Raw genomic sequence first — 21,560 nt, forward strand, 5'->3', positions numbered from 1 at the left:
GTGCTTGAATACTTGTGTGACGTGACGCTTTTGCAACTCACAAGGAGAGCATGCGATGACCAGCCATAGCCTTGTTCCCCAACCACCCACCCTGCGCCTGCCGGTGGCCCAGATGCGCAATGTGTTCCACCCCGGCGACGTCGAGCGCAAGCTCTCGCGGCTGCAGGAGTCGGGCAACCAGCGCGAGTACGAAACCCTGCGCACCGTCTACGAGCGCATGCTGGAGCGCGGGCCGGAACGCTTCCAGGTCAAGCCCTCGGGGGTGCCCGACATGGTGAGCCTCTACGAGCAGTTGCCCAACTTCACGGACGTGCTGGACGACGTGAAGCGCCATGTGGCCCTGGCCCAGGACAGCTGCGACGGGCTGGAAGTGACGCCCATGCTGCTGCTGGGCCCCCCGGGCATCGGCAAGACCCATTTCGCGCGCCACCTGGCCGAGTTGCTGGGCACGGGCATGAACCTGTTGCCCATGAGCTCCATGACCGCAGGCTGGCTGCTGTCGGGCTCGTCGGCCCAGTGGAAGGGGGCACGCCCCGGCAAGGTCTTCGAGGCCCTGGTGGAGGGCGAATACGCGAACCCGGTGATCGTGGTCGACGAGATCGACAAGGCCGCGTCGGACGCGCAGTACGACCCGCTGGGCGCGCTGTACAGCCTGCTCGAGCACGACACGGCGCAGAGCTTCACCGACGAGTTCGCCGAGGTGGCCATCGACGCGAGCCAGGTCATCTGGATTACCACGGCCAACGACACGCGGGGCATCCCCGACCCGATCCTGAACCGCATGAACGTGTTCGAGGTGGAAGCGCCCACGCTGGCGCAGGCGCGCACCATCGCGCGCAACCTCTACCAGGGCATACGCGCCGGGCACGACTGGGGCCGCCTGATCGACCCCGAGCCGCAGGGCGATGTGCTGGACCTGCTGGCCACGATGCCACCGCGCGAGATGCGCCGGGCGCTGATGACCGGTTTCGGCAATGCGCGGCTGGAACGGCGCTCCACGGTGGAGGTGGCCGATCTGCCGCGGGCCGCCGCCGGGCGTGGGCGCATCGGCTTCGTGCAGTAGGCGGCCAGGCCGCAGTCCCGCAGCGGTAGCGCGCCAAAGGGCGCCGTGGTGCACCGGGCAGGCAGATACACTCTGTAGCCCGGTGTGCCGCAGCGCCACGTTCTGTCGCTCTTCATGTCCCTGACCCAAAGCTTTTTCGTGATCGGGCTGCTGATTGCAGCCAGCGCCTTCTTTTCCATGGCCGAAATTTCGCTCGCGGCCGCGCGCCGCCTGCGCCTGCGCCAGATGGCGGACGAAGGCGACGCGCGCGCCGATCGCGTGCTGCGCATGCAGGAGCAGCCGGGCGACTATTTCACGGTGGTGCAGGTCGGGCAGAACGCAGTGGCCATCCTCGGCGGTATCGTCGGCGAGGGGGCGCTGAGCCCGCATTTCAGCACGCTGTTCGGCTGGTGGCTCAGCGAGGGCAATGCGCAGACGACGGGCTTTCTGGCCTCGTTCCTGGTCATCACCTCGCTGTTCATCCTGTTTGCCGACCTGTTCCCCAAGCGCCTGGGCATGGCCGAGCCCGAGCGGCTGGTGGTGCGCCTGGCCAAGCCCATGGCCTGGTGCATGACGATTTTGCGCCCGGTGGTGTGGTTCTACAGCCGGCTGGCAGATGCGCTGTTCCGCGTGCTGGGGCTGTCTTCGCTGCGCGATGACCGCATCACCTCGGATGACATCCTGGCCATGATGGAGGCCGGCACCCGGGCCGGCGTGCTGGCAGCGCGTGAGCAGCAGGTGATCACCAACGTGTTCGAGCTGGACACACGCATGGTGTCGAGCGCCATGTCGCAGCGCGACCGGGTCTCCTTTTTCCTGCGCGACGAGTCAGACGCGGTGATACGCCTGCGCATCGCGGCAGAGCCGTTCTCGACCTACCCGGTGTGCGAGGGCGACATCGACCATGTGGTGGGCTATGTGGACGCCAAGGACCTGTTCCAGCGCGTGCTCAACAACCAGCCCATCTCGCTGGCCGACGACAGCCTGGTGCGCAAGGTGCTGATCGTGCCGGACCGGCTGACCCTCTCCGAGGTGCTCGAACAGTTCCGCCAGGTGCACGAGGATTTCGCGGTCATCGTCAACGAGTACAGCCTGGTGGTGGGCGTGGTGACCCTCAACGACGTGATGAGCACGGTGATGGGCGATCTCGTATCCCCACTGGACGAGGAGCAGATCGTGCGGCGCGACGAGAATTCCTGGCTCATCGACGGCGTGACGCCCATCGGCGACGTGCTGCGCGCCCTGTCGCTCGACGAGCTGCCCCATGCCGAGGAGTACGAGACCCTGGCCGGCTTTTTGATGGTGATGCTGCGCCGCGTACCGCGCAGAACGGACAGTGTGAGCTGGGGTGGCTACAAGTTCGAGGTGCTGGACGTGGACAGCTACCGCATCGACCAGGTGATGGTTTCGCGCCTGTCGCAGGCCGGCAGCCAGGACAACGCCAACACCCCCGGAACCATCGTCTAGCTCCCGCGAGAGATCAGCCTGCTGCGGGCCGGTCGACATACTCCCAGCTGCGCTGGGCACCGAAGACGGCATTCGGATAGGGCGGGCGCCCCCGGCTGCCGTTGTAGCGGCCCAGCGCCATGAACAGATCACCGCGCTCGCGGTCGATGTAGTGGCGCAGGATCACACAGCCAAAGCGCAGGTTGGTCTGCATGTGGAACAGCTTGCCGGCGTCGCCGTCGCCGATCACGCGCGTCCAGAACGGCATGACCTGCATGTAGCCGCGCGCGCCCACGCTGGAGACGGCGAACTTGCGGAACCCGCTCTCTACCTGGATCAGGCCCAGCACCAGGGACACATCGAGCCCTGCGCGCTTGGATTCGTACCAGACGGTCTGCAGAAAGTCGCGGCGCACCTCCCACTCGGGCTTGCGCCGGCGCAGGCGGTCGCTCATCGCGGCCAGCCAGCGGGTGTAGTGCAGGCGGGTGTCGGTGGTGAAGAACTCGGGCTCGGGTGGGGCCTGGTTGGCGATGGCCGAGCTCAGCGCGGTGCGCACCGAGTCCATCAACGGCTCTTCGAGCTGGCCCCCAGCTTGCGCCAGCGTGGGCGCAGCCAGCCACGCCGACGGCCCCAGGAGCGACGCGGCAAGGCAGGTGCGACGGGACAGGCCAGGGCCCCCGCCACCGAAGCCGTGCACCCCACTCATACCGCCATGCGGCCCTTCACATGGGCCCAGATGTCGGTGATGGCCACCTTGGTGGCAGCGCTGTCGCGGCGGTGCTGGTACTCGACCTGGCCTTCCTTGAGGCCCCGGTCACCAATCACCACGCGGTGGGGCACGCCGATCAGTTCCCAATCGGCGAACATGGCGCCTGGGCGTTCGCCCCGATCATCCAGCAGCACATCGACGCCGGCCGCGAGGAACTCGGCGTACAGCTTGTCCGCCGCGACCTTGACCTCTTCGCTGCGGTCCATGCCAATGGGGCAGATGACCACGGTGAAGGGGGCGATGGCGTCGGGCCAGATGATGCCGCGCTCGTCGTGGTTCTGCTCGATGGCTGCGGCCGGCAGGCGGGTGATGCCGATGCCGTAGCAACCCATCTCCAGCGGCTGGGGCTTGCCGTTCTCGTCAAGGAAGGTGGCGTTCATGGCGCGGCTGTACTTGGTACCGAGGTAGAACACATGGCCCACTTCGATACCGCGCTCGATCGCCAGTTCCCCCTTGCCGTCGGGCGAGGCATCGCCGGCCACGACGTTGCGCAGGTCGGCCACGGCGTCGGGCTCGGGCAGGTCGCGGCCCCAGTTCACGCCGGTCATGTGGAAATCGGCCTCGTTGGCGCCGCAGATCCAGTCGGCCATGAGGGCCACGTCGCGGTCCACAACGGTCTTCACGGGCTTTTTCAGGCCCAGGGGGCCCAGGTAGCCGGGCTTGCAGCCGAAGTGCTCCTCGATTTCGCCGAGGGTGGCGAAGCGGAAGCCCGCCAGGCCTGGCACCTTGCCGGCCTTGATCTCGTTCATGTCATGGTCGCCGCGCAGCAGCAGCAGCCAGACCTGCGTCTTGACGATTTCGCCCGCATCGTTGGTCTCGTCGGTGGCCAGCACCAGCGACTTGACGGTGGTGTTCAGCGGAACGTTCAGCAGTTGGGCCACGTCGGCGCAGGTGCTTTTGCCGGGCGTGGGGGTCTTGGCGAGGGCCTGGGTGGCGGCGCCGCGTGGGCCCGCGGGCGCCAGGGCCTCGGCCTTTTCCATGTTGGCGGCGTAGTCGCTGCCGGGGCAGTAGACGATGGCGTCTTCGCCGGTGGCGGCGATGACCTGGAACTCCTCGCTCAGGTCGCCGCCGATGGCGCCGCTGTCGGCGGCCACGGCACGGTAGGTCAGGCCGAAGCGGTCGAAGATGCGGCGGTAGGCCTGGGCCATGACCTGGTAGCTCGCCTTGGCAGCAGTCTGGTCGCGGTCGAAGCTGTAGGCGTCCTTCATGGTGAACTCGCGCCCCCGCATCAAGCCGAAGCGGGGACGGCGCTCGTCACGGAACTTCGTCTGGATCTGGTAGAAATTCTTTGGCAACTGTTTGTAGCTGCGCAGCTCCTGGCGAGCGATGTCAGTGATCACTTCTTCGCTGGTAGGCTGGATGACGAAGTCGCGGCCATGGCGGTCCTGGATGCGCAGGAGTTCAGGGCCCATTTTCTCGAAGCGCCCTGTCTCCTGCCAGAGCTCGGCGGGCTGCACCACGGGCATGGCGAGCTCCACGGCGCCGGCACGGTTCATTTCCTCGCGCACGATGGCCTCGACCTTGCGCACCACGCGCAGGCCCATGGGCATGTAGTTGTAGATGCCGGCGCCCAGCTTCTTGATCAGGCCGGCCCGCGTCATGAGTTGGTGGCTGACCACCTCGGCGTCCGCAGGCGCTTCCTTGAGGGTGGAAATAAAGAATTGGGAGGCTTTCATCGGCTTCGGCAGAGGGCGTCTGGGTGCAGCCCACTTGCTGCGCTCAAAGCGCCGTGCATAATGGACACAGTTTAAAAATTTGGGGTTTGATTATGCTTGACCGGGACGGCTTTCGGCCGAACGTCGGCATCATCCTGCTCAACCAGAAGAACCAGGTGTTCTGGGGCAAACGCATCCGCACCCACAGCTGGCAGTTTCCACAGGGTGGCATTGACCGGGGGGAAACCCCGGAACAGGCCATGTTCAGGGAGCTGCACGAAGAAGTGGGCCTGCACCCCAACCACGTGCGCTTGGTGGCCCGTACACGGGACTGGTTGCGCTATGAGGTGCCTGACCGGTACATCCGCCGCGATGCGCGCGGACACTACAAGGGCCAGAAGCAGATATGGTATCTGCTGCAACTGGTCGGACACGACTGGGATCTGAACCTGCGTGCCACCAACCACCCGGAGTTCGACGCCTGGCGTTGGAACGACTACTGGGTGCCGCTGGACGTGGTGGTGGAGTTCAAGCGCGGCGTCTACGAAATGGCGCTGACGGAGCTGGCGCGTTTCCTGCCCCGCAACGAGCAGCGCAACCGCTACCTGCGCAGCGGCATGCGTGCGCGCGATGAACACGCGGGCAGTGCCATGTTCCGCACCGGTTCACTGCTGGTGAACCCGGGCATGGAGCTTCCGCCGGGTGCGAGTTTCGACCCCGATCCACAAAACAGCCGGCCCATGGCGCTGGAAGAGTTGCCTGCCATTTCTTCAGACACGGGGAGCAGCAGCAGCTTCCCTCCCACGCCCAAATAACAAGCACCGATGCGTGTGCAGGCAGGCCTTGGCGGCTTGCCATGCTCCGCGCCCGAGGCAGCCATACCGGGTGTCTGCCCCATGCAGCCGAGCGTACTGGCGGGAGATACGCCCCGACCGGGACATTTTTCTGACCAGAATTGCCCTGGCAGGCTGTGGATCGCCTACTGACCGCCTACTTGATTGTCAGCACCATGTTGTCGCGGTGCACCATCTCGGCCTCGGCCACGTAGCCGAGCAGGCGTTCGAACTCTGAGGAAGACTTGCGGCACAGCAGGCGGGCCTCGGCGCTGGCATAGTTGGCCAGGCCCCGGGCGATCTCCACGCCAGCCAGGTCGCGCACGGCGATCACGTCGCCGCGCGAGAAATCTCCCTCGACGGCCGTCATGCCGATGGGCAGCAGGCTCTTGCCTTCGTCGCGCACCTTGGCAGCGGCGCCGGCATCGACCAGCACGGCACCGCGCAGTTGCAGGTGGTCGGCCATCCACTGCTTGCGGGCCTGCTTTTTCTGCGTCTGCGCCACCAGCAGGGTGCCCAGGGCCTCGCCCTTGACCAGGCGCACGAGCACTTCCTGCTCGCGCCCCCAGGCGATGACGGTGGAGGCGCCCGAGCCGGCCGCGCGCTTGGCCGCCAGGATCTTGGTGATCATGCCGCCCTTGCCGATGCTGGAGCCGGCGCCGCCGGCCATGGCTTCAAGCGCGGGGTCTCCGGCCTTGGCCTCGTGCACGAATTGTGCGGCGGGGTCACGGCGCGGGTCGGCCGTGTACAGGCCCTTCTGGTCGGTGAGGATGACAAGGGCGTCGGCCTCCACCAGGTTGGCAACCAGCGCCCCCAGGGTGTCGTTGTCGCCGAACTTGATTTCGTCGTTGACGACTGTATCGTTCTCGTTGATCACCGGCACCACGCCCAGGCGCAGCAGGGTGAGCAGGGTGGAACGCGCGTTCAGGTAGCGCTCACGGTCGGCCAGGTCGGCATGGGTGAGCAGCACCTGGGCACTGCCCATGCCCTGCTCGCGCAGCTTGGTCTCGTACATCTGGGCCAGGCCCATCTGGCCGACGGCGGCGGCAGCCTGCAACTCATGCACTTCATGCGGGCGGGTGGTCCAGCCCAGGCGCTTCATGCCCTCGGCAATCGCGCCGCTGGAGACCATGATCACCTCGCGCGGCACCCCACCGCCCTCGCCGCGCACCAGCGCAGCGAGTTGCCGGCTCCACTCGCCGATGGCCGCCTCATCCAGGCCGCGGCCTTCGTTGGTGACCAGGCTGGAGCCTACCTTGACGACGATTCGGCGGGCATCCCGCAGCACACTGGAAACCATTTTTGCTTCTTTTGCCTCTGTCGCTGGGCGGCCAGGATGGCTGCCATCACTGCATTGTTCTGTACAGGCCCATGGTCATGGGCCTGTGCTGCCCGGTTTTTCAGTCGGGCGCATCGCCCGCAAAGCGCGGATCGATTTCCTCGGGCGTGTTTTCCACGCGCTGTTGCGTCTGCACATGCCGGTAGATGGCATGGATCAGCGGCTCGCAGCCTTCGCGGGTGAGCGCGGAGATCTGGAACACCGGGCCCTTCCACTTGAAGCGCTTGACGAAATCCTTCACGCGCGCCTCGCGCGCTTCGGCCGGCACCATGTCCAGCTTGTTGAGCACCAGCCAGCGCGGTTTGTCGTGCAGTTGCTGGTCGTACTTCTTGAGCTCGCCCACGATGGCCTTGGCCTGCGCCACCGGGTCGACCGCGTCGTCGAACGGCGCCAGATCCACGATGTGCAGCAGCAGGCGGGTGCGCTGCAGGTGACGCAGGAACTGGTGGCCCAGGCCCGCGCCTTCGGAGGCACCCTCGATCAGGCCAGGGATGTCGGCGATCACGAAGCTCTGCTCGGGAGCCACGCGCACCACGCCCAGGTTGGGGTGCAAGGTCGTGAAAGGGTAGTCCGCGATCTTGGGCCGCGCATTGGACACGGCGGCGATGAAGGTGGACTTGCCTGCATTGGGCATGCCCAGCAGACCCACGTCGGCCAGCACCTTGAGTTCGAGCTTGAGGTTCTTCTTCTCGCCGGGCCAGCCGGGCGTCTTCTGGCGCGGCGCACGGTTGATGGCGCTCTTGAAGCGCATGTTGCCGAAGCCGCCATCGCCGCCCTTGGCAATGGTGACCACCTCGCCCGGGGTGAGCAGCTCATACAGCACCTCGCCGGTTTCGGCGTCGGTGAAGATGGTGCCCACGGGCACCTTGAGCGTGATGTCCGAGCCAGCGGCGCCGAACATGTCGGAGCCCATGCCATGCTCGCCGCGCTTGGCCTCGTGCCGGCGCGAGTAGCGGAAATCGACCAGGGTGTTCAGGTTCGGGTCGGCTACGGCAAACACATGCCCGCCCCGGCCGCCATCGCCCCCATTGGGACCGCCGAACTCCTTGTATTTTTCGTGCCGGAACGACACGCAGCCATTGCCACCATCACCGGCGGCAATGTCAATATAGGCTTCATCGACGAACTTCATGGGTATCCAGTTTACAAAAGAGCGCTGCGCAAGAAAATCACCGGTGAAGGAGCAGCAGGGCTTTGCTCATTTCGAGGGGCGTGCAATACGCCGACAGGACGCGCCGGCAGGAAGTACCAGGCTGTCCAAACAACAAAGCCCCGACCAGGCGGGGCTTCGTTTGCTGCCGGGGTGAAAACCCTCAGGCGGCCGTCACATTGACCGTCGACTTGGACAGGGCACCCTTGGTGCCGAACGACACGTGGCCGTCCACCAATGCGAACAGGGTGTGGTCCTTGCCCACGCCCACGTTGGTACCGGGGTGGAAACGGGTACCGCGCTGGCGCACGATGATGGAGCCAGCACTGATCAGTTCACCACCGAACGCCTTGACACCCAGCATCTTTGGCTTGGAGTCACGTCCGTTTCGCGTAGAGCCGCCGCCTTTTTTCTGTGCCATGACATCAGCTCCCTGTTAAGCAGCGATCACGCCGATTTGCAGTTCGGTGAACTGCTGACGGTGACCTTGACGTTTCTGATAGTGCTTGCGACGGCGCATCTTGAAGATGTGCACTTTGTCGTGCTTGCCGTGCGCCACGACAGTGGCTTTGACCGTTGCACCGGACACCAGGGGCGTACCCACCTTCAGTTCAGCGCCGTTGCCGACAGCCAGAACCTGGTCGATCACAATTTCCTGGCCTACGTCCGCAGCAATCTGTTCTACTTTAATTTTTTCGCCGGAAGCAACGCGATACTGCTTGCCGCCGGTTTTTATGACCGCGTACATGTTGACCTCTTGATATGAGTTCCGCAGACGAATTTCTGCAGAGCCAGCTAGTTTAGCATAGCCCATGGATCGTAGCAAGCCAGCGACATCTGCACCGTACGCAGCACATCGCCAGGACGGGAAGGCCATGGCCGTTCCTATAATCCGCTGCACTCTGAGCGCTCCTATCTTGACTGACCATTCCCAAACAGCCGCCACGCCCGCACTCACGCTCATCGCCGCCGACATGCACGAGGTGGACCGGGTGATTGCAGCACGCCTCACTTCCTCCGTCCCCCTGGTCGCGCAGATCTCGCAGTACATCATCGCGGCGGGCGGCAAGCGTCTGCGCCCTGCGCTGCTGCTGCTGGTCTGTGGCGCCCTCGGCTACCGCGGCGCGCATCGCTTTGGCCTGGCCGCCGTGGTGGAACTGATCCACACCGCCACGCTGCTGCATGACGACGTAGTGGACGCATCCACCCTGCGGCGCGGCCGCGCGACGGCCAACGAGGCCTTCGGCAACCCGGCCAGCGTGCTCGTGGGCGACTTCCTGCACACGCGCTCCTTCCAGATGATGGTGGAAACCGGCAGCATGCGTGTCATGGAGATCCTCTCGGAGGCCACCAACGTGATCGCCGAGGGCGAAGTGCAGCAGCTGATGAACATGCACGACGCCTCGCTGGATGAAGAGGGCTACCTGCGCGTGATCCGCTCCAAGACTGCCAAGCTCTTCGAGGCCAGCGCCCGGCTGGGCGCCATCCTGGCGGGTAGCCCGCCCGAACTCGAAGAAGCCTGCGCCATGTACGGCCAGGCGCTGGGCACGGCGTTCCAGATCATCGACGACGTGCTCGACTACGATGGCGATGCCAGCGAGATGGGGAAAAACCTCGGTGACGACCTGCGCGAAGGCAAATCCACCCTGCCTCTGATCGCGGCCATGCAGCGCGGCACCAGCGCCCAGGCCACCATCATCCGGGAAGCCATCGAGCAAGGGTCCACCGAGCAGTTGCCAGCCATTGTCGCCATCGTCCGGGAAACCGGCGCACTGGAAGTTACCCGCGCCGCAGCCGTCTCGGAAGCCCACCGGGCCATCGCCGCCCTGAAGACCTTGCCCGACAACGATTTCACCGCCGGCTTGCTACACTTGGCATCGCAATTGCTGGACCGTCGCGCATAGGCCACACCCTCATGCAGCGTGCGGTCCCGGCGCCTCTTGCGGGCGCCATGCGGGGTGTAGCTTAGCCTGGTAGAGCGCTACGTTCGGGACGTAGAGGCCGGAGGTTCGAATCCTCTCACCCCGACCACATCTTCCTGCCTGCACAAAATCACGCTCAAGGTGTGGTGCCAGCGCCAATATGCAGCGCTGTACAGGTCAATGCCAATAGGCGATGATAGGATGGCTCGTTGTCCACCCTTAACACATTACCGGTTACATGGCTGCTGTAGATACTGCTCAGAAAGAAACACCTGCAATAGCCCTTCCGGGCTTGGGGCGGGCGTTGATGTCTGCGGGAAAGCTGACCCAAAAGGCAGCCGAAGATATTTACAAAAAGTCACAAGTCAGCCGCACCAGTTTTATTGCGGAATTGACAGGTTCGGGGGTGGTGTCCGCGACGGACCTGGCCCACACGGTATCGGCCGTATTCGGCGCCCCGTTGCTGGACCTGGAAGCCATCGACCCTCTGCGGCTGCCCAAGGACCTGCTGGACGCCAAAATCTGCCAGTCCTACCGGGTGGTGGTGCTGAGCAAGCGCAACAACCGCCTGATCGTTGCAACGGCCGATCCCACGGACCAGGAAGCCGCCGAGAAAATCAAGTTCACGACCCAGATGGGGGTGGACTGGATTATTGCCGAATATGACAAACTGAATCGACTGGTAGAAAGCAGCACCAAATCGACCAGTGAGTCGATGGAGAGCATGACCAGCGGGGGCGATTTTGAGTTCGACGATGTCCCCATCGAAGAAGCGGCAGATCCAGCCGATGCAGGCGCCTCCGACGTCGAGGATGCCCCGGTTGTCAAATTCCTGCACAAGATGTTGCTCGATGCCTTCAATATGCGGGCATCCGATCTGCATTTTGAACCCTATGAGCACCAGTACCGCGTGCGATTTCGCATTGACGGTGAATTGCGCGAAATCACATCGCCTCCGATTGCCATCAAGGACAAGCTGGCCTCGCGCATCAAGGTGATCTCGCGCATGGATATTTCCGAAAAGCGCGTGCCGCAGGACGGAAAGATGAAACTGAAAATCGGCCCCGACCGGGTGATCGATTTTCGGGTGAGCACCCTGCCCACACTGTTTGGCGAAAAGATCGTGATCCGTATTCTCGATCCCTCCAGCGCCAAATTGGGCATCGACGCACTGGGCTATGAACCCGAAGAAAAGGCGCGCCTGATGGACGCGATCAGCCGCCCTTACGGCATGATTCTGGTGACCGGTCCCACCGGCTCGGGCAAGACGGTGTCGCTCTACACCTGCCTGAACCTGCTGAACAAGCCGGGGGTGAACATCGCCACGGCAGAAGACCCCTCGGAAATCAACCTGCCCGGTGTGAACCAGGTCAACGTCAACGACAAGGCCGGGCTGACCTTTGCCGTGGCGCTCAAGTCCTTTCTGCGCCAGGATCCAGACATCATCATGGTGGGGGAAATCCGCGATCTGGAAACAGCCGATATCTCGATCAAGGCGGCCCAGACGGGTCACTTGGTGCTGTCCACGCTGCACACCAACGATGCCCCCACGACGCTCACGCGCATGCGCAACATGGGCATCGCACCTTTCAATATCGCGTCCAGCGTGATCCTGATTACTGCGCAGCGATTGGCACGGCGACTGTGCCCCGTGTGCAAGGTGCCTGCAGACATTCCTCATGAGGCGCTTGTGGATGCGGGCTACTCCGAGGAAGAGCTGGATGGATCCTGGGTCCCCTACCGTCCGGTGGGTTGCTCTGCCTGCAACAACGGATACAAAGGCCGCGTCGGGGTCTACCAGGTGATGCCCATCACCGAGGAAATCCAGCGCATCATCCTGCGCGACGGCAGTGCGCTGGAAATCGCCGAACAGGCCCGGTCGGAGGGGGTGCGATCCCTGCGCGATGCAGCCCTTTACAAGGCCAAGCTGGGGCAGACCTCTCTTGAAGAGGTGTTGGCCGTGACCAACGAATAAACATTACAGAATAGCGACGGGGAATACCATGGCGACAGCAGCAGCAGCGAAGGACATCAAGGACTTCGTCTTCGAGTGGGAAGGCAAGGACCGCGCCGGCAAGATCGTGCGCGGCGAAATCCGTGCGGGCGGCGAAAACCAGGTCCAGGCCACGCTGCGCCGCCAGGGCGTGTTCCCGACCAAGATCAAGAAACGGCGGATGAAGTCGGGCAAGAGGATCAAGCCCAAGGACATCGCCCTGTTCACGCGCCAGTTGGCCACCATGATGAAGGCCGGCGTGCCCCTGCTGCAATCGTTCGACATCGTCGGCCGCGGTAATACCAATGCCAGCGTCACCAAGCTGCTCAACGACATCCGCACCGATGTGGAAACAGGGACGTCGCTGAATGCAGCGTTTCGCAAGCATCCCCTGTACTTCGACACCCTGTACTGCAACCTGGTGGAAGCCGGTGAGGCCGCCGGTATTCTGGAAGCGCTGCTGGATCGCTTGGCGACCTACATGGAAAAGACGGAGGCCATCAAGTCCAAGATCAAGTCGGCATTGATGTATCCGATTTCCGTGCTGATCGTCGCCTTTGTCGTGGTGACTGTAATCATGATTTTTGTAATCCCAGCATTCAAGGAAGTCTTTTCATCCTTTGGGGCTGAGCTACCGGCACCCACACTCATCGTGATGGCCATCAGCGACGTCTTTGTCAAATGGTGGTGGCTGATCTTCGGGGTTATTGGCGGCGGCTTCTATTTCTTCATGGAGGCATGGCGCCGTAACGAAAAGATGCAGAAGTTCATGGACCGCGCCCTGCTGAAGATACCTATTTTTGGCGCGTTGATTGACAAGTCCTGCGTAGCCCGCTGGACGCGGACGTTGGCCACCATGTTTGCCGCCGGTGTTCCGCTAGTCGAAGCGCTTGACTCCGTCGGCGGCGCCTCGGGCAACTCGGTCTACGCTGTAGCCACCGAAAAGATTCAGCAGGAAGTTTCGACCGGCACCAGCCTCACGGCAGCCATGGGCAACGCCAACATCTTTCCATCAATGGTGATCCAGATGTGCGCGATTGGTGAAGAGTCCGGCTCCATCGATCACATGCTGGGCAAGGCCGCCGATTTCTACGAAGCCGAAGTGGATGAAATGGTCGCCGGCCTTTCCAGCCTGATGGAGCCCATCATCATCGTGTTCCTGGGCACACTGATTGGCGGGATCGTGGTGTCGATGTACCTGCCCATCTTCAAGCTCGGCCAGGTCGTTTAATGCTTCTGGATCCATGGTGGAGCGCCGCGTTGGTCGGCGTCCTGGGCTTGTTGATCGGCAGTTTCCTGAATGTGGTGATCTACCGGTTGCCCAAGATGATGGAGCGGCAGTGGGATGCTGAAGTGGCCGCATACGCCGCAGAGCAGACGGCGCGGCAGGCACCTGGCAGCGAGGCGGAAAGAGCCGTCGAAGGACATCAGCCACCCGCAGCAGAGCCATTCAATCTCATGGTTCCCCGGTCACGCTGCCAAACCTGTGGGCACATGGTCCGGTGGTACGAAAACATTCCCGTTCTGAGCTATCTGTTCCTGCGCGGCAAATGCTCTTCGTGCGGGGCTCACATCAGTGTGCGCTACCCCTTGGTGGAACTTGGCACCGCAGCCCTGTTTGCCTTCCTGGGCCACTGGGGAGGGTTGTCGGCTCCGACCCTGGTCTGGTGTGTCTTTGCCGCTGCCATGGTGGCGCTTGCCCTGATCGACTGGGATACGACCCTGTTGCCCGATGACATCACCCTGCCCTTGCTCTGGGCTGGACTGATTGCCTCCACTGTGGGGTGGACAGGCATACCGCCTGCTGCCTCGGTGGCAGGTGCTGCTGCCGGCTATCTGTCCCTGTGGCTCGTCTACTGGGGCTTCAAGCTCGTCACCGGCAAGGAAGGCATGGGCTATGGCGACTTCAAGCTGTTCGCCGCGCTCGGCGCCTGGTTTGGCTGGCAGGCCCTGGTGCCCATCATCCTCATGGCCTCGGTGATCGGCGCCATCGTGGGCCTGTTCATGAAATTCAGAAACCGGTTGCGCGAAGGTGGCTACATTCCTTTCGGCCCCTTCCTGGTCGGCGCGGGCCTGGTGTCCATGGTGTTCACCCCCGACGCCGTCTTCCAGGCGGTGCTGGGCCTGATGGGGCTGTAGCCCATGCGCATCGGTCTGACCGGGGGCATCGGCAGCGGCAAGAGTACCTTCGGCCAGCTGCTGGCCGCCCTGGGCGCAGCACTGATCGATGCCGACCAGATTGCGCGCAGAGTCACAGGGCCCGGCGGTGCGGCCATCGAAGCGATCCGGCAGGCGTTCGGCGCCGACTATGTCGATGCGGACGGAGCGCTCGACAGGGCACGCATGCGCGCCCTGGCCTTCTCGGACAGCGATTCACGGGTGCGCCTGGAATCCATCGTGCACCCCCTGGTGACCCAACGCAGCGCCGACGAAGCCCGCCAGGCCCTGCAGGACGGCAAGCGGCTGATCGTGCACGACATCCCCTTGCTGGTGGAGTCGGGGCGCTGGGCCCGGCAGCTTGATGCCGTGGTGGTGATCGACTGCCCTCCCGAAACCCAGATCGAGCGCGTGGCGCAGCGCAGCGGCCTCACCAGGGAGGCCGTGCAGGCCATCCTCTCCCACCAGGCGAGCCGTCCGGTGCGCCGCGCAGCGGCCGATACCGTGGTGTTCAACGGCCCGCACTGCACATTGACGCAATTGCAGGCCCAGGCCGCGCAGCTTGGGCAGCTGTTCGGGCTATGATGCACGCGCAGCCTGTTGCGCCCTGTTTCTGCAGGGTGCACGCCAACGGTGCCACAGAATACCCCTGAGAGCCCCGGGAACCCGCCAGCGTGATCCTTTACGAATACCCTTTCAACGAGCGCCTCAGAACGTACCTGCGTCTGGAGCAGCTGTTTCGCCGGCTCGGCGAACTGATCCCGCGCTCCCACGCCCTGGACCACCATTTTGCGCTGGTCACGATCTTCGAAATCATGGATGTGGCCGCCCGGGCCGACCTGAAGTCGGACGTGCTCAAGGACATCGAAAAGCACAAGCACCAGCTCGACGGCTACCGCGGCAACCCCTCCATCTCCGAGGCGGCGCTGGACGCCGTGATCGCGCAGCTCGACCACTGCTTCACCGCCCTGAACACCCAGAACGGCAAGTCAGGCCATGCCCTCACCGAGAACGACTGGCTGATGAGCATCCGCAGCCGCGTCGGGATTCCGGGCGGAACCTGCGGGTTCGATCTGCCTGCCTACTACGCCTGGCAGCACCGGGACGTGGCCTACCGCCAGAACGCCTTGCAGGAATGGGCCTCCACCCTCGCGCCCATGGCCGAATCCATCTACGTGCTGCTCAAGCTGCTGCGCGACTCGGGCGTGCCGCAGAAGGTGGCCGCCGAGCGCGGCCAGTTCCAGCAGAACCTGCCCCAGGGTCGCACCTTCCAGTTGCTGCGCTTGCGCATGGACCCATCGCTGGGGCTCATTCCCGAGATCAGCGGCAACCGCCTGATCGTCTCAGTGCGGCTCATGCGCCAGGAGGCCGATGGCCGCCTGCATTCCTGCGCGGAGGATGCCGCGTTTGAACTGACCCTGTGCGCGTGAAGGAGACGCCCACCATGGCCCCCAAAACCCCCCCTGGCAGCACCGCTGCCCGCATCGTTGTCTGCCCCACCTGCGGGGGCGACAGCATCTACAGCCCCGCCAACGCCTACCGGCCGTTCTGCAGCGAACGCTGCAAGCAGGTGGACCTGGGCGCCTGGGCCAGCGAAGACTTCCGCATGCCCGCCGAAGCGCCGCCAGCAGACGCGCAGTACGGCGACCCCAAGCTACAGCACTGAATACGGATTTGCCTTCAGCCGTCTAACTTCGTTGGTCCGCCTTGCCGTGCTACAGCACTGTCTGCGGCTTCCCGCCTCGTTATACGGCTGAAGGCAAATCCGTATGGGCAGCAGGTAGGGGCCCTCGGCTTCAGGCTTTTGGAAGCTCCGGCGCCGCGAACGCCAGGCCGCGCTCCTCGGACAGCCATTGCAGCACCGGGTAGGCCCCTGGCAACACGGGGCTGACCTCCAGGGGCAACTGCTGCCAGGCCATCTCCTGGCCTTCGCGCATCTCGAATTCCCCGGTCCATGCGTACACCTTGCACCAGTGCAGCCGCACCAGCGCGTGCGGGTAGTCGTGCTCGGTGACCTTCCAGACCTCAGCGGGCCCGATGCTCACGCCCAGCTCCTCGACCAGCTCGCGCCGCAGTGCCTGCTCCACCGTCTCGCCGGCTTCCAGCTTGCCGCCTGGAAACTCCCAGTAGCCCGCATAGGGCTTGCCTGGTGGGCGGGTGGACAACAGCAGCGCGCCGTCCGGGCGCACCAGGATGCCCACCGCCACCTCGGTGTGCTTGCGCACCGCCGCCTCGCCAACCACGAACTCAGCCACCCTGGCGCCCCGCATAATCGCGTGCGAACTGGTAGGCCACGCGGCCGCTGCGCGAGCCCCGCTCCAGCGCCCACACCAGGGCCTGGGGGCATGCCGCTGCAATCTCCGGGGCATCCACGCCCAGCGACGAGAGCCACTGTGCCACGATGGCCAGGTACTCGTCCTGGCTGAACGGGTAGAAGCTCACCCACAGGCCAAAGCGTTCCGACAGCGAGATCTTTTCCTCGACCACCTCGCCGGGGTGTACCTCGCCGTCCTCACTGTGCGTATAGGTCAGGTTCTCGGTCATGTACTCGGGCAGCAGGTGGCGGCGGTTGCTGGTGGCATAGATCAGCACGTTCGGCGTGGCTGCGGCCACCGATCCATCGAGGATGGACTTGAGCGCCTTGTAGCCCGGTTCGCCCTCTTCAAAGCTCAGGTCATCGCAGAAGACGATGAACTTCTCGGGCCGTGCCGAGACCACGTCCACGATGTCGGGCAGGTCTGTCAGGTCGGCCTTGTCCACCTCGATCAGGCGCAGGCCCTGCGGCGCGTAGGCATTCAGGCAGGCCTTGATCAGCGAGGACTTGCCCGTGCCACGCGCGCCCGTGAGCAGCACGTTGTTGGCCGGCTTGCCCTGCACGAACTGGCGCGTGTTGCGCTCGATCTTGTCCTTTTGACCATCGATCTCCTTGAGCTCGCTGAGGGCCATGGCCGCCACATGGCGCACGGGCTCCAGCGTGCCATGGCCGCTGCTGCGCTTGCGGTAGCGCCAGGCGATCGAGGCCGTCCAGTCCGGCGCGGACAGCGGCTGCGGCAAGGCCGCCTCGATGCGGGTGATCAGTTGCTCCGCGCGCGCGATCAGGTGTTCCAGTGCTTGGTTCATGTGCCAGAGGCTCGCGTGTTCAGGAGCGGTAATCCGCGTTGATGGTCACGTACTCGTGGCTGAAATCGCAGGTCCACACGGTGTCGGCCGCATCACCCCGGCCCAGCACCACGCGCACGGTGATCTCACTTTGCTTCATCACGCGCTGGCCGTCTTCCTCGCGGTAGGCCGGGTTGCGCCCGCCCTTCACGGCCACGTGCACGTCGTCCAGGTACAAATCGATCCCGGTCTGGTCCAGGTCGTCAATGCCGGCGTAGCCCACGGCCGCCAGGATGCGGCCCAGGTTCGGGTCGCTGGCGAAGAAAGCCGTCTTGACCAGGGGCGAATGGGCGATGGCGTAGGCCACCTTGCGGCACTCGTCGCCGGTCTTGCCGCCTTCGACGCGCACGGTGATGAACTTGGTGGCGCCTTCGCCATCGCGCACGATGGCCTGGGCCAGCTTCTGCGCCACCTGCAGCATGGCTGCCTGCAGGGACTTGCCTTCGGCACTGGCCAGATCGGTGATCGGAGCGTGCGCCGCCTTGTTCGTGGCCACGACCACAAAGGAATCGTTGGTCGAGGTATCGCCGTCGATGGTCACGCGGTTGAACGACCCATCGGCCAGCTCGCGCGCCAGCTGCTGCATCACCGAGGGGTGCACGCAGGCATCCGTGGCCATGAAACCCAGCATGGTCGCCATGTTCGGGCGGATCATGCCGGCGCCCTTGCTGATGCCGGTGATGGACACCGTCGTGCCCGCAATCTGCACCTGGGCCGAAAAAGCCTTGGGCAGCGAGTCGGTGGTCATGATGCCTTCAGCGGCGCGCGCCCAGTGGTCGGGCTGCGCATCGGCAATGGCAGCGGGCAGGCCGGCCTCGATGCGGTCAACGGGCAAGGACTCCATGATCACGCCGGTGGAGAACGGCAGCACCTGTTCGGGCGCCACGTCCAGCTGGCGCGCCATGGCCACGCAGGTGGCACGCGCACGCGCAAGACCGTCGGCACCGGTGCCGGCGTTGGCATTGCCGGTGTTGATCACCATCGCGCGGATGCCCTGCCCGCCGGCCAGGTGCTCGCGCCCGACCTGCACCGGCGCCGCGCAAAAGCGGTTCTGCGTGAACACGCCCGCCACGCTGGCGCCCTCGTCGAGCAGGAACACGGTGAGGTCCTTGCGGTGGGCCTTGCGGACACCGGCTTCGGCGACACCAATGCGGACACCGGCAATCGCATGCAGATCGGCGGCAACGGGGGCAAGAAGATGGACAGGCATGGGAGGAGGCTCTTTCGTGAAAAACTGCGTCCGATTATGCGGAAAACCGTGGCGCGCCAATGAAAACACGGGCCGAAGCCCGTGTTGCAATCGTCAGAAGATCAAGCCAGCTTGCCGTGGCATGCCTTGTATTTTTTGCCGCTGCCGCAAGGGCAGGGGTCGTTGCGCGACACGCGCATGCCTTCGGGCAAAGGCAACTCCTGGGCACCTGCGGCCTGGCGCTGCTCCAACGTGGTTTCCACATCGCCGGTTTCGGTGGGCGCCGTGTAGGTCACATTGGCAATGCTTTCAGCACGGCTTTCCATGTCCTGGGCGGCCTGGTCCAGCTGGGCTTGCGACTGCACCTGCACGGTCATCAGCACCTTGGTGACTTCGTTCTTGACCTGATCGATCAACTGGCGGAACAGCTCGAAAGCTTCGCGCTTGTATTCCTGCTTGGGCTGCTTTTGCGCGTAGCCGCGCAGGTGGATGCCCTGGCGCAGGTAATCGAGCGAGCTCAGGTGGTCGCGCCAGTTGGAGTCGAAGTTCTGCAGCAGCACCACGCGTTCGAACTGCGTGAAGTTCTCGCGGCCGACCTGCTCCACCTTGGCGTCGAACGCGGCCTGGGCAGCCTGCACGACCTTTTCCAGGATCTCGTCGTCGGTGATCGCGCTCGAGCCTTCCACCAGTGCCTTGAGGTCGATATCGACATGCCACTCGTCGGCCAGCACCTTCTGCAGCGTGGGGAGGTCCCACTGCTCTTCCACGGATTCGGCCGGCACGTACTGGCGCACCAGGTCGGTCATGCAATCGTCGCGCATGGCGGCAATCACGTCCGACAGCTCGGAAGCATCGAGGATGTCGTTGCGCTGCTGGTAGATCACCTTGCGCTGGTCGTTGGCCACATCGTCGTATTCCAGCAATTGCTTGCGGATGTCGAAGTTGCGGGCCTCCACCTTGCGCTGGGCCGACTCGATGCTGCGGGTCACGATGCCCGCCTCGATGGCCTCGCCATCGGGCATCTTCAGGCGGTCCATGATGGCCTTGACGCGGTCGCCCGCGAAGATGCGCATCAGCGAATCGTCCAGGCTCAGATAAAAGCGCGAGGAACCAGGGTCGCCCTGGCGGCCCGAACGGCCACGCAACTGGTTGTCGATGCGGCGCGACTCATGGCGCTCGGTGGCGATGATGCGCAGGCCGCCCAGGGCCCTGATTTTCTCGTGGTCCACGGACCAGTCGGCGCGCACCTGGGCGATGCGGGCTTCGCGCCCGGCTGCGTCCAGCGACTCGTCGGCTTCGACCTCGGCGATCAGCTTTTCGATGTTGCCGCCCAGCACGATGTCGGTACCGCGCCCTGCCATGTTGGTGGCGATGGTGATCATGCCGGCACGCCCGGCCTGGGCCACGATGTCGGCCTCACGAGCATGCTGCTTGGCGTTGAGCACCTGGTGCGGCAGGCCTTCCTTGTTGAGCAACTGGTCGATGATTTCGGAGTTCTCGATCGACGTCGTGCCCACCAGCACCGGCTGGCCACGCTCGTGGCATTCGCGGATGTCCTTGATGGCGGCTTCGTACTTTTCGCGCGTGGTCTTGTACACGCGGTCGAGCTGGTCGTCGCGGCGGCTCGGGCGGTTCGGCGGGATCACCGTGGTTTCCAGGCCGTAGATTTCCTGGAACTCGTAGGCTTCGGTGTCGGCCGTACCGGTCATGCCCGCGAGCTTGTTGTACAGGCGGAAGTAGTTCTGGAAGGTGATCGAGGCCAGCGTCTGGTTCTCGGCCTGGATGTTCACGCCTTCCTTGGCTTCCACGGCCTGGTGCAGGCCTTCGCTCCAGCGGCGGCCCGACATCAGGCGGCCGGTGAACTCGTCCACGATCACGATCTCACCGTTTTGCACCACATAGTGCTGGTCGCGGTGGTACAGGTGGTTGGCACGCAGTGCTGCGTACAGGTGGTGCATCAGCGTGATGTTGGCCGGGTCGTACACCGAGGCGCCTTCGGCAATCAGGCCGTGGCTGGCCAGGATGCGCTCGGCGCTCTCGTGGCCCTGCTCGGTCAGGAACACCTGGTGGGTCTTCTCGTCGAGCGTGAAGTCGCCCGGCTTGGTCACGCCCTCGCCAGTGCGGGCATCGGCTTCGCCTTCCTGGCGGATCAACAGCGGCACCACCTTGTTCATGGCGATGTACATGGCCGTGTGGTCCTCGGCCTGGCCGCTGATGATCAGGGGCGTGCGCGCCTCGTCGATCAGGATCGAGTCCACCTCGTCGACGATGGCGAAATTCAGGCCCTGCTGCACGCGGTCTGCGGCCTCGTAGACCATGTTGTCGCGCAGGTAGTCGAAGCCGTATTCGTTGTTCGTGCCGTAGGTGATGTCCGAGCGGTAGGCAGCCTGCTTTTCCTCACGGGGCATGTTGGGCAGGTTGATACCCACCGACAGGCCCAGGAAGTTGTACAGACGGCCCATCCACTGCGCATCGCGGTTGGCCAGGTAGTCGTTCACGGTCACCACGTGAACGCCCTTGTCGGACAGCGCGTTCAGGTACACCGGCAGCGTGGCGGTCAGGGTCTTGCCTTCACCGGTGCGCATTTCGGCGATCTTGCCGAAGTGCAGCGCCATGCCGCCCAGCAGTTGCACGTCGAAGTGGCGCATCTTCATGATGCGCTTGGAGCCTTCGCGCACCACCGCAAACGCCTCGGGCAAGATGTCGTCCAGCGACTCGCCCTTGGCCACCCGGTCCTTGAACTCCTGCGTTTTGGCGCGGAGCTGCTCGTCCGTCAGCTTCTCGTAGTCGGGCTCCATCGCATTGATGTGAGTCACCGTCTTGCGGTATTGCTTGAGAAGCCGGTCATTGCGGCTGCCGAATATTTTGGTAAGGAAGTTGGTGGCCATGCGAACAGGACCGCCTCA

The 21,560-nt window shown here is 64.3% G+C and carries 20 protein-coding genes and 1 tRNA gene; 11 read left to right on the forward strand and 10 right to left on the reverse strand.

Annotation, left to right across the window (positions count from 1 at the left end; translation table 11 throughout):
• Positions 1 to 55: 55 nt before the first annotated feature.
• The gene (locus ACSQ9E_RS23880) at positions 56 to 1,063 is read left to right on the forward strand and encodes an AAA family ATPase (RefSeq protein WP_436219371.1); all 1,008 of its coding nucleotides are present in this window, start codon (positions 56 to 58) and stop codon (positions 1,061 to 1,063) included.
• A gap of 114 nt (positions 1,064 to 1,177) precedes the next feature.
• Positions 1,178 to 2,509 carry a hemolysin family protein gene (locus ACSQ9E_RS23885; protein WP_057205230.1) on the forward strand — a complete coding sequence of 444 codons (1,332 nt, stop codon included), beginning with the start codon at positions 1,178 to 1,180 and terminating at the stop codon, positions 2,507 to 2,509.
• Between the two features lie 13 nt (positions 2,510 to 2,522).
• Here ACSQ9E_RS23885 and ACSQ9E_RS23890 read toward each other — a convergent pair whose 3' ends face one another.
• The gene (locus ACSQ9E_RS23890; RefSeq protein ID WP_057204960.1) at positions 2,523 to 3,194 is read right to left on the reverse strand and encodes a lytic transglycosylase domain-containing protein; all 672 of its coding nucleotides are present in this window, start codon (positions 3,192 to 3,194) and stop codon (positions 2,523 to 2,525) included.
• A complete protein-coding gene (locus tag ACSQ9E_RS23895) occupies positions 3,191 to 4,933 on the reverse strand; it encodes a proline--tRNA ligase (RefSeq protein WP_057204964.1) in 1,743 nt (580 codons plus the stop codon). Before ACSQ9E_RS23895 ends, ACSQ9E_RS23890 begins: the two co-directional genes overlap by 4 nt.
• A 92-nt stretch (positions 4,934 to 5,025) precedes the next feature.
• On the opposite strand from ACSQ9E_RS23895, the gene ACSQ9E_RS23900 reads away from it, so the two are divergent.
• Positions 5,026 to 5,727, forward strand: a complete 702-nt coding sequence (locus ACSQ9E_RS23900; protein WP_057204967.1) for an RNA pyrophosphohydrolase — start codon at positions 5,026 to 5,028, stop codon at positions 5,725 to 5,727.
• A 175-nt stretch (positions 5,728 to 5,902) separates the two neighbouring features.
• Here ACSQ9E_RS23900 and proB read toward each other — a convergent pair whose 3' ends face one another.
• The 4 genes from proB to rplU form a co-directional block, all read right to left on the reverse strand.
• A complete protein-coding gene (proB, locus tag ACSQ9E_RS23905; protein WP_436219372.1) occupies positions 5,903 to 7,045 on the reverse strand; it encodes a glutamate 5-kinase in 1,143 nt (380 codons plus the stop codon).
• Positions 7,046 to 7,145: 100 nt separating this feature from the next.
• On the reverse strand, positions 7,146 to 8,216 hold the full coding sequence (cgtA, locus tag ACSQ9E_RS23910) for an Obg family GTPase CgtA (RefSeq protein ID WP_436219373.1): 1,071 nt from the start codon (positions 8,214 to 8,216) through the stop codon (positions 7,146 to 7,148).
• 181 nt (positions 8,217 to 8,397) lie between these two features.
• Positions 8,398 to 8,655 carry a 50S ribosomal protein L27 gene (gene rpmA, locus ACSQ9E_RS23915; protein WP_007854552.1) on the reverse strand — a complete coding sequence of 86 codons (258 nt, stop codon included), beginning with the start codon at positions 8,653 to 8,655 and terminating at the stop codon, positions 8,398 to 8,400.
• A 15-nt stretch (positions 8,656 to 8,670) separates the two neighbouring features.
• Positions 8,671 to 8,982: a 50S ribosomal protein L21 gene (gene rplU / locus ACSQ9E_RS23920; RefSeq protein ID WP_024814187.1), complete on the reverse strand. Its 312-nt coding sequence runs from the start codon at positions 8,980 to 8,982 to the stop codon at positions 8,671 to 8,673.
• Between the two features lie 226 nt (positions 8,983 to 9,208).
• On the opposite strand from rplU, the gene ACSQ9E_RS23925 reads away from it, so the two are divergent.
• From ACSQ9E_RS23925 to ACSQ9E_RS23960, 8 genes are all read left to right on the forward strand, one after another.
• Positions 9,209 to 10,138: a polyprenyl synthetase family protein gene (locus ACSQ9E_RS23925; RefSeq protein ID WP_057205233.1), complete on the forward strand. Its 930-nt coding sequence runs from the start codon at positions 9,209 to 9,211 to the stop codon at positions 10,136 to 10,138.
• 50 nt (positions 10,139 to 10,188) lie between these two features.
• A tRNA-Pro gene (locus tag ACSQ9E_RS23930) sits at positions 10,189 to 10,265 on the forward strand.
• A gap of 129 nt (positions 10,266 to 10,394) precedes the next feature.
• On the forward strand, positions 10,395 to 12,131 hold the full coding sequence (gene pilB / locus ACSQ9E_RS23935) for a type IV-A pilus assembly ATPase PilB (RefSeq protein ID WP_057204979.1): 1,737 nt from the start codon (positions 10,395 to 10,397) through the stop codon (positions 12,129 to 12,131).
• Positions 12,132 to 12,159: 28 nt separating this feature from the next.
• On the forward strand, positions 12,160 to 13,380 hold the full coding sequence (locus tag ACSQ9E_RS23940; protein ID WP_057204982.1) for a type II secretion system F family protein: 1,221 nt from the start codon (positions 12,160 to 12,162) through the stop codon (positions 13,378 to 13,380).
• On the forward strand, positions 13,380 to 14,288 hold the full coding sequence (locus ACSQ9E_RS23945; RefSeq protein WP_057204985.1) for a prepilin peptidase: 909 nt from the start codon (positions 13,380 to 13,382) through the stop codon (positions 14,286 to 14,288). Before ACSQ9E_RS23940 ends, ACSQ9E_RS23945 begins: the two co-directional genes overlap by 1 nt.
• Positions 14,289 to 14,291: 3 nt before the next feature.
• Positions 14,292 to 14,891, forward strand: coding sequence for a dephospho-CoA kinase (gene coaE / locus ACSQ9E_RS23950; protein WP_057204988.1), 600 nt, complete (start codon positions 14,292 to 14,294; stop codon positions 14,889 to 14,891).
• Between the two features lie 89 nt (positions 14,892 to 14,980).
• Positions 14,981 to 15,736, forward strand: coding sequence for a cell division protein ZapD (zapD, locus tag ACSQ9E_RS23955; RefSeq protein ID WP_436219374.1), 756 nt, complete (start codon positions 14,981 to 14,983; stop codon positions 15,734 to 15,736).
• 14 nt (positions 15,737 to 15,750) lie between these two features.
• Positions 15,751 to 15,972, forward strand: a complete 222-nt coding sequence (locus ACSQ9E_RS23960; protein WP_057265295.1) for a DNA gyrase inhibitor YacG — start codon at positions 15,751 to 15,753, stop codon at positions 15,970 to 15,972.
• A 130-nt stretch (positions 15,973 to 16,102) separates the two neighbouring features.
• On the opposite strand, the gene ACSQ9E_RS23965 is transcribed toward ACSQ9E_RS23960, so the two are convergent.
• The 4 genes from ACSQ9E_RS23965 to secA form a co-directional block, all read right to left on the reverse strand.
• The gene (locus ACSQ9E_RS23965) at positions 16,103 to 16,576 is read right to left on the reverse strand and encodes an NUDIX domain-containing protein (protein ID WP_436219375.1); all 474 of its coding nucleotides are present in this window, start codon (positions 16,574 to 16,576) and stop codon (positions 16,103 to 16,105) included.
• Positions 16,554 to 17,426 carry an ATP-binding protein gene (locus ACSQ9E_RS23970; RefSeq protein WP_436219376.1) on the reverse strand — a complete coding sequence of 291 codons (873 nt, stop codon included), beginning with the start codon at positions 17,424 to 17,426 and terminating at the stop codon, positions 16,554 to 16,556. Before ACSQ9E_RS23970 ends, ACSQ9E_RS23965 begins: the two co-directional genes overlap by 23 nt.
• Before the next feature lie 19 nt (positions 17,427 to 17,445).
• Positions 17,446 to 18,675, reverse strand: coding sequence for a bifunctional glutamate N-acetyltransferase/amino-acid acetyltransferase ArgJ (gene argJ / locus ACSQ9E_RS23975; protein WP_436219377.1), 1,230 nt, complete (start codon positions 18,673 to 18,675; stop codon positions 17,446 to 17,448).
• Positions 18,676 to 18,776: 101 nt separating this feature from the next.
• On the reverse strand, positions 18,777 to 21,542 hold the full coding sequence (gene secA / locus ACSQ9E_RS23980) for a preprotein translocase subunit SecA (RefSeq protein WP_436219378.1): 2,766 nt from the start codon (positions 21,540 to 21,542) through the stop codon (positions 18,777 to 18,779).
• Between the last annotated feature and the right edge of the window lie 18 nt (positions 21,543 to 21,560).

This window comes from Acidovorax sp. LjRoot118, assembly GCF_964253575.1.
Taxonomy (GTDB): domain Bacteria; phylum Pseudomonadota; class Gammaproteobacteria; order Burkholderiales; family Burkholderiaceae_C; genus Acidovorax.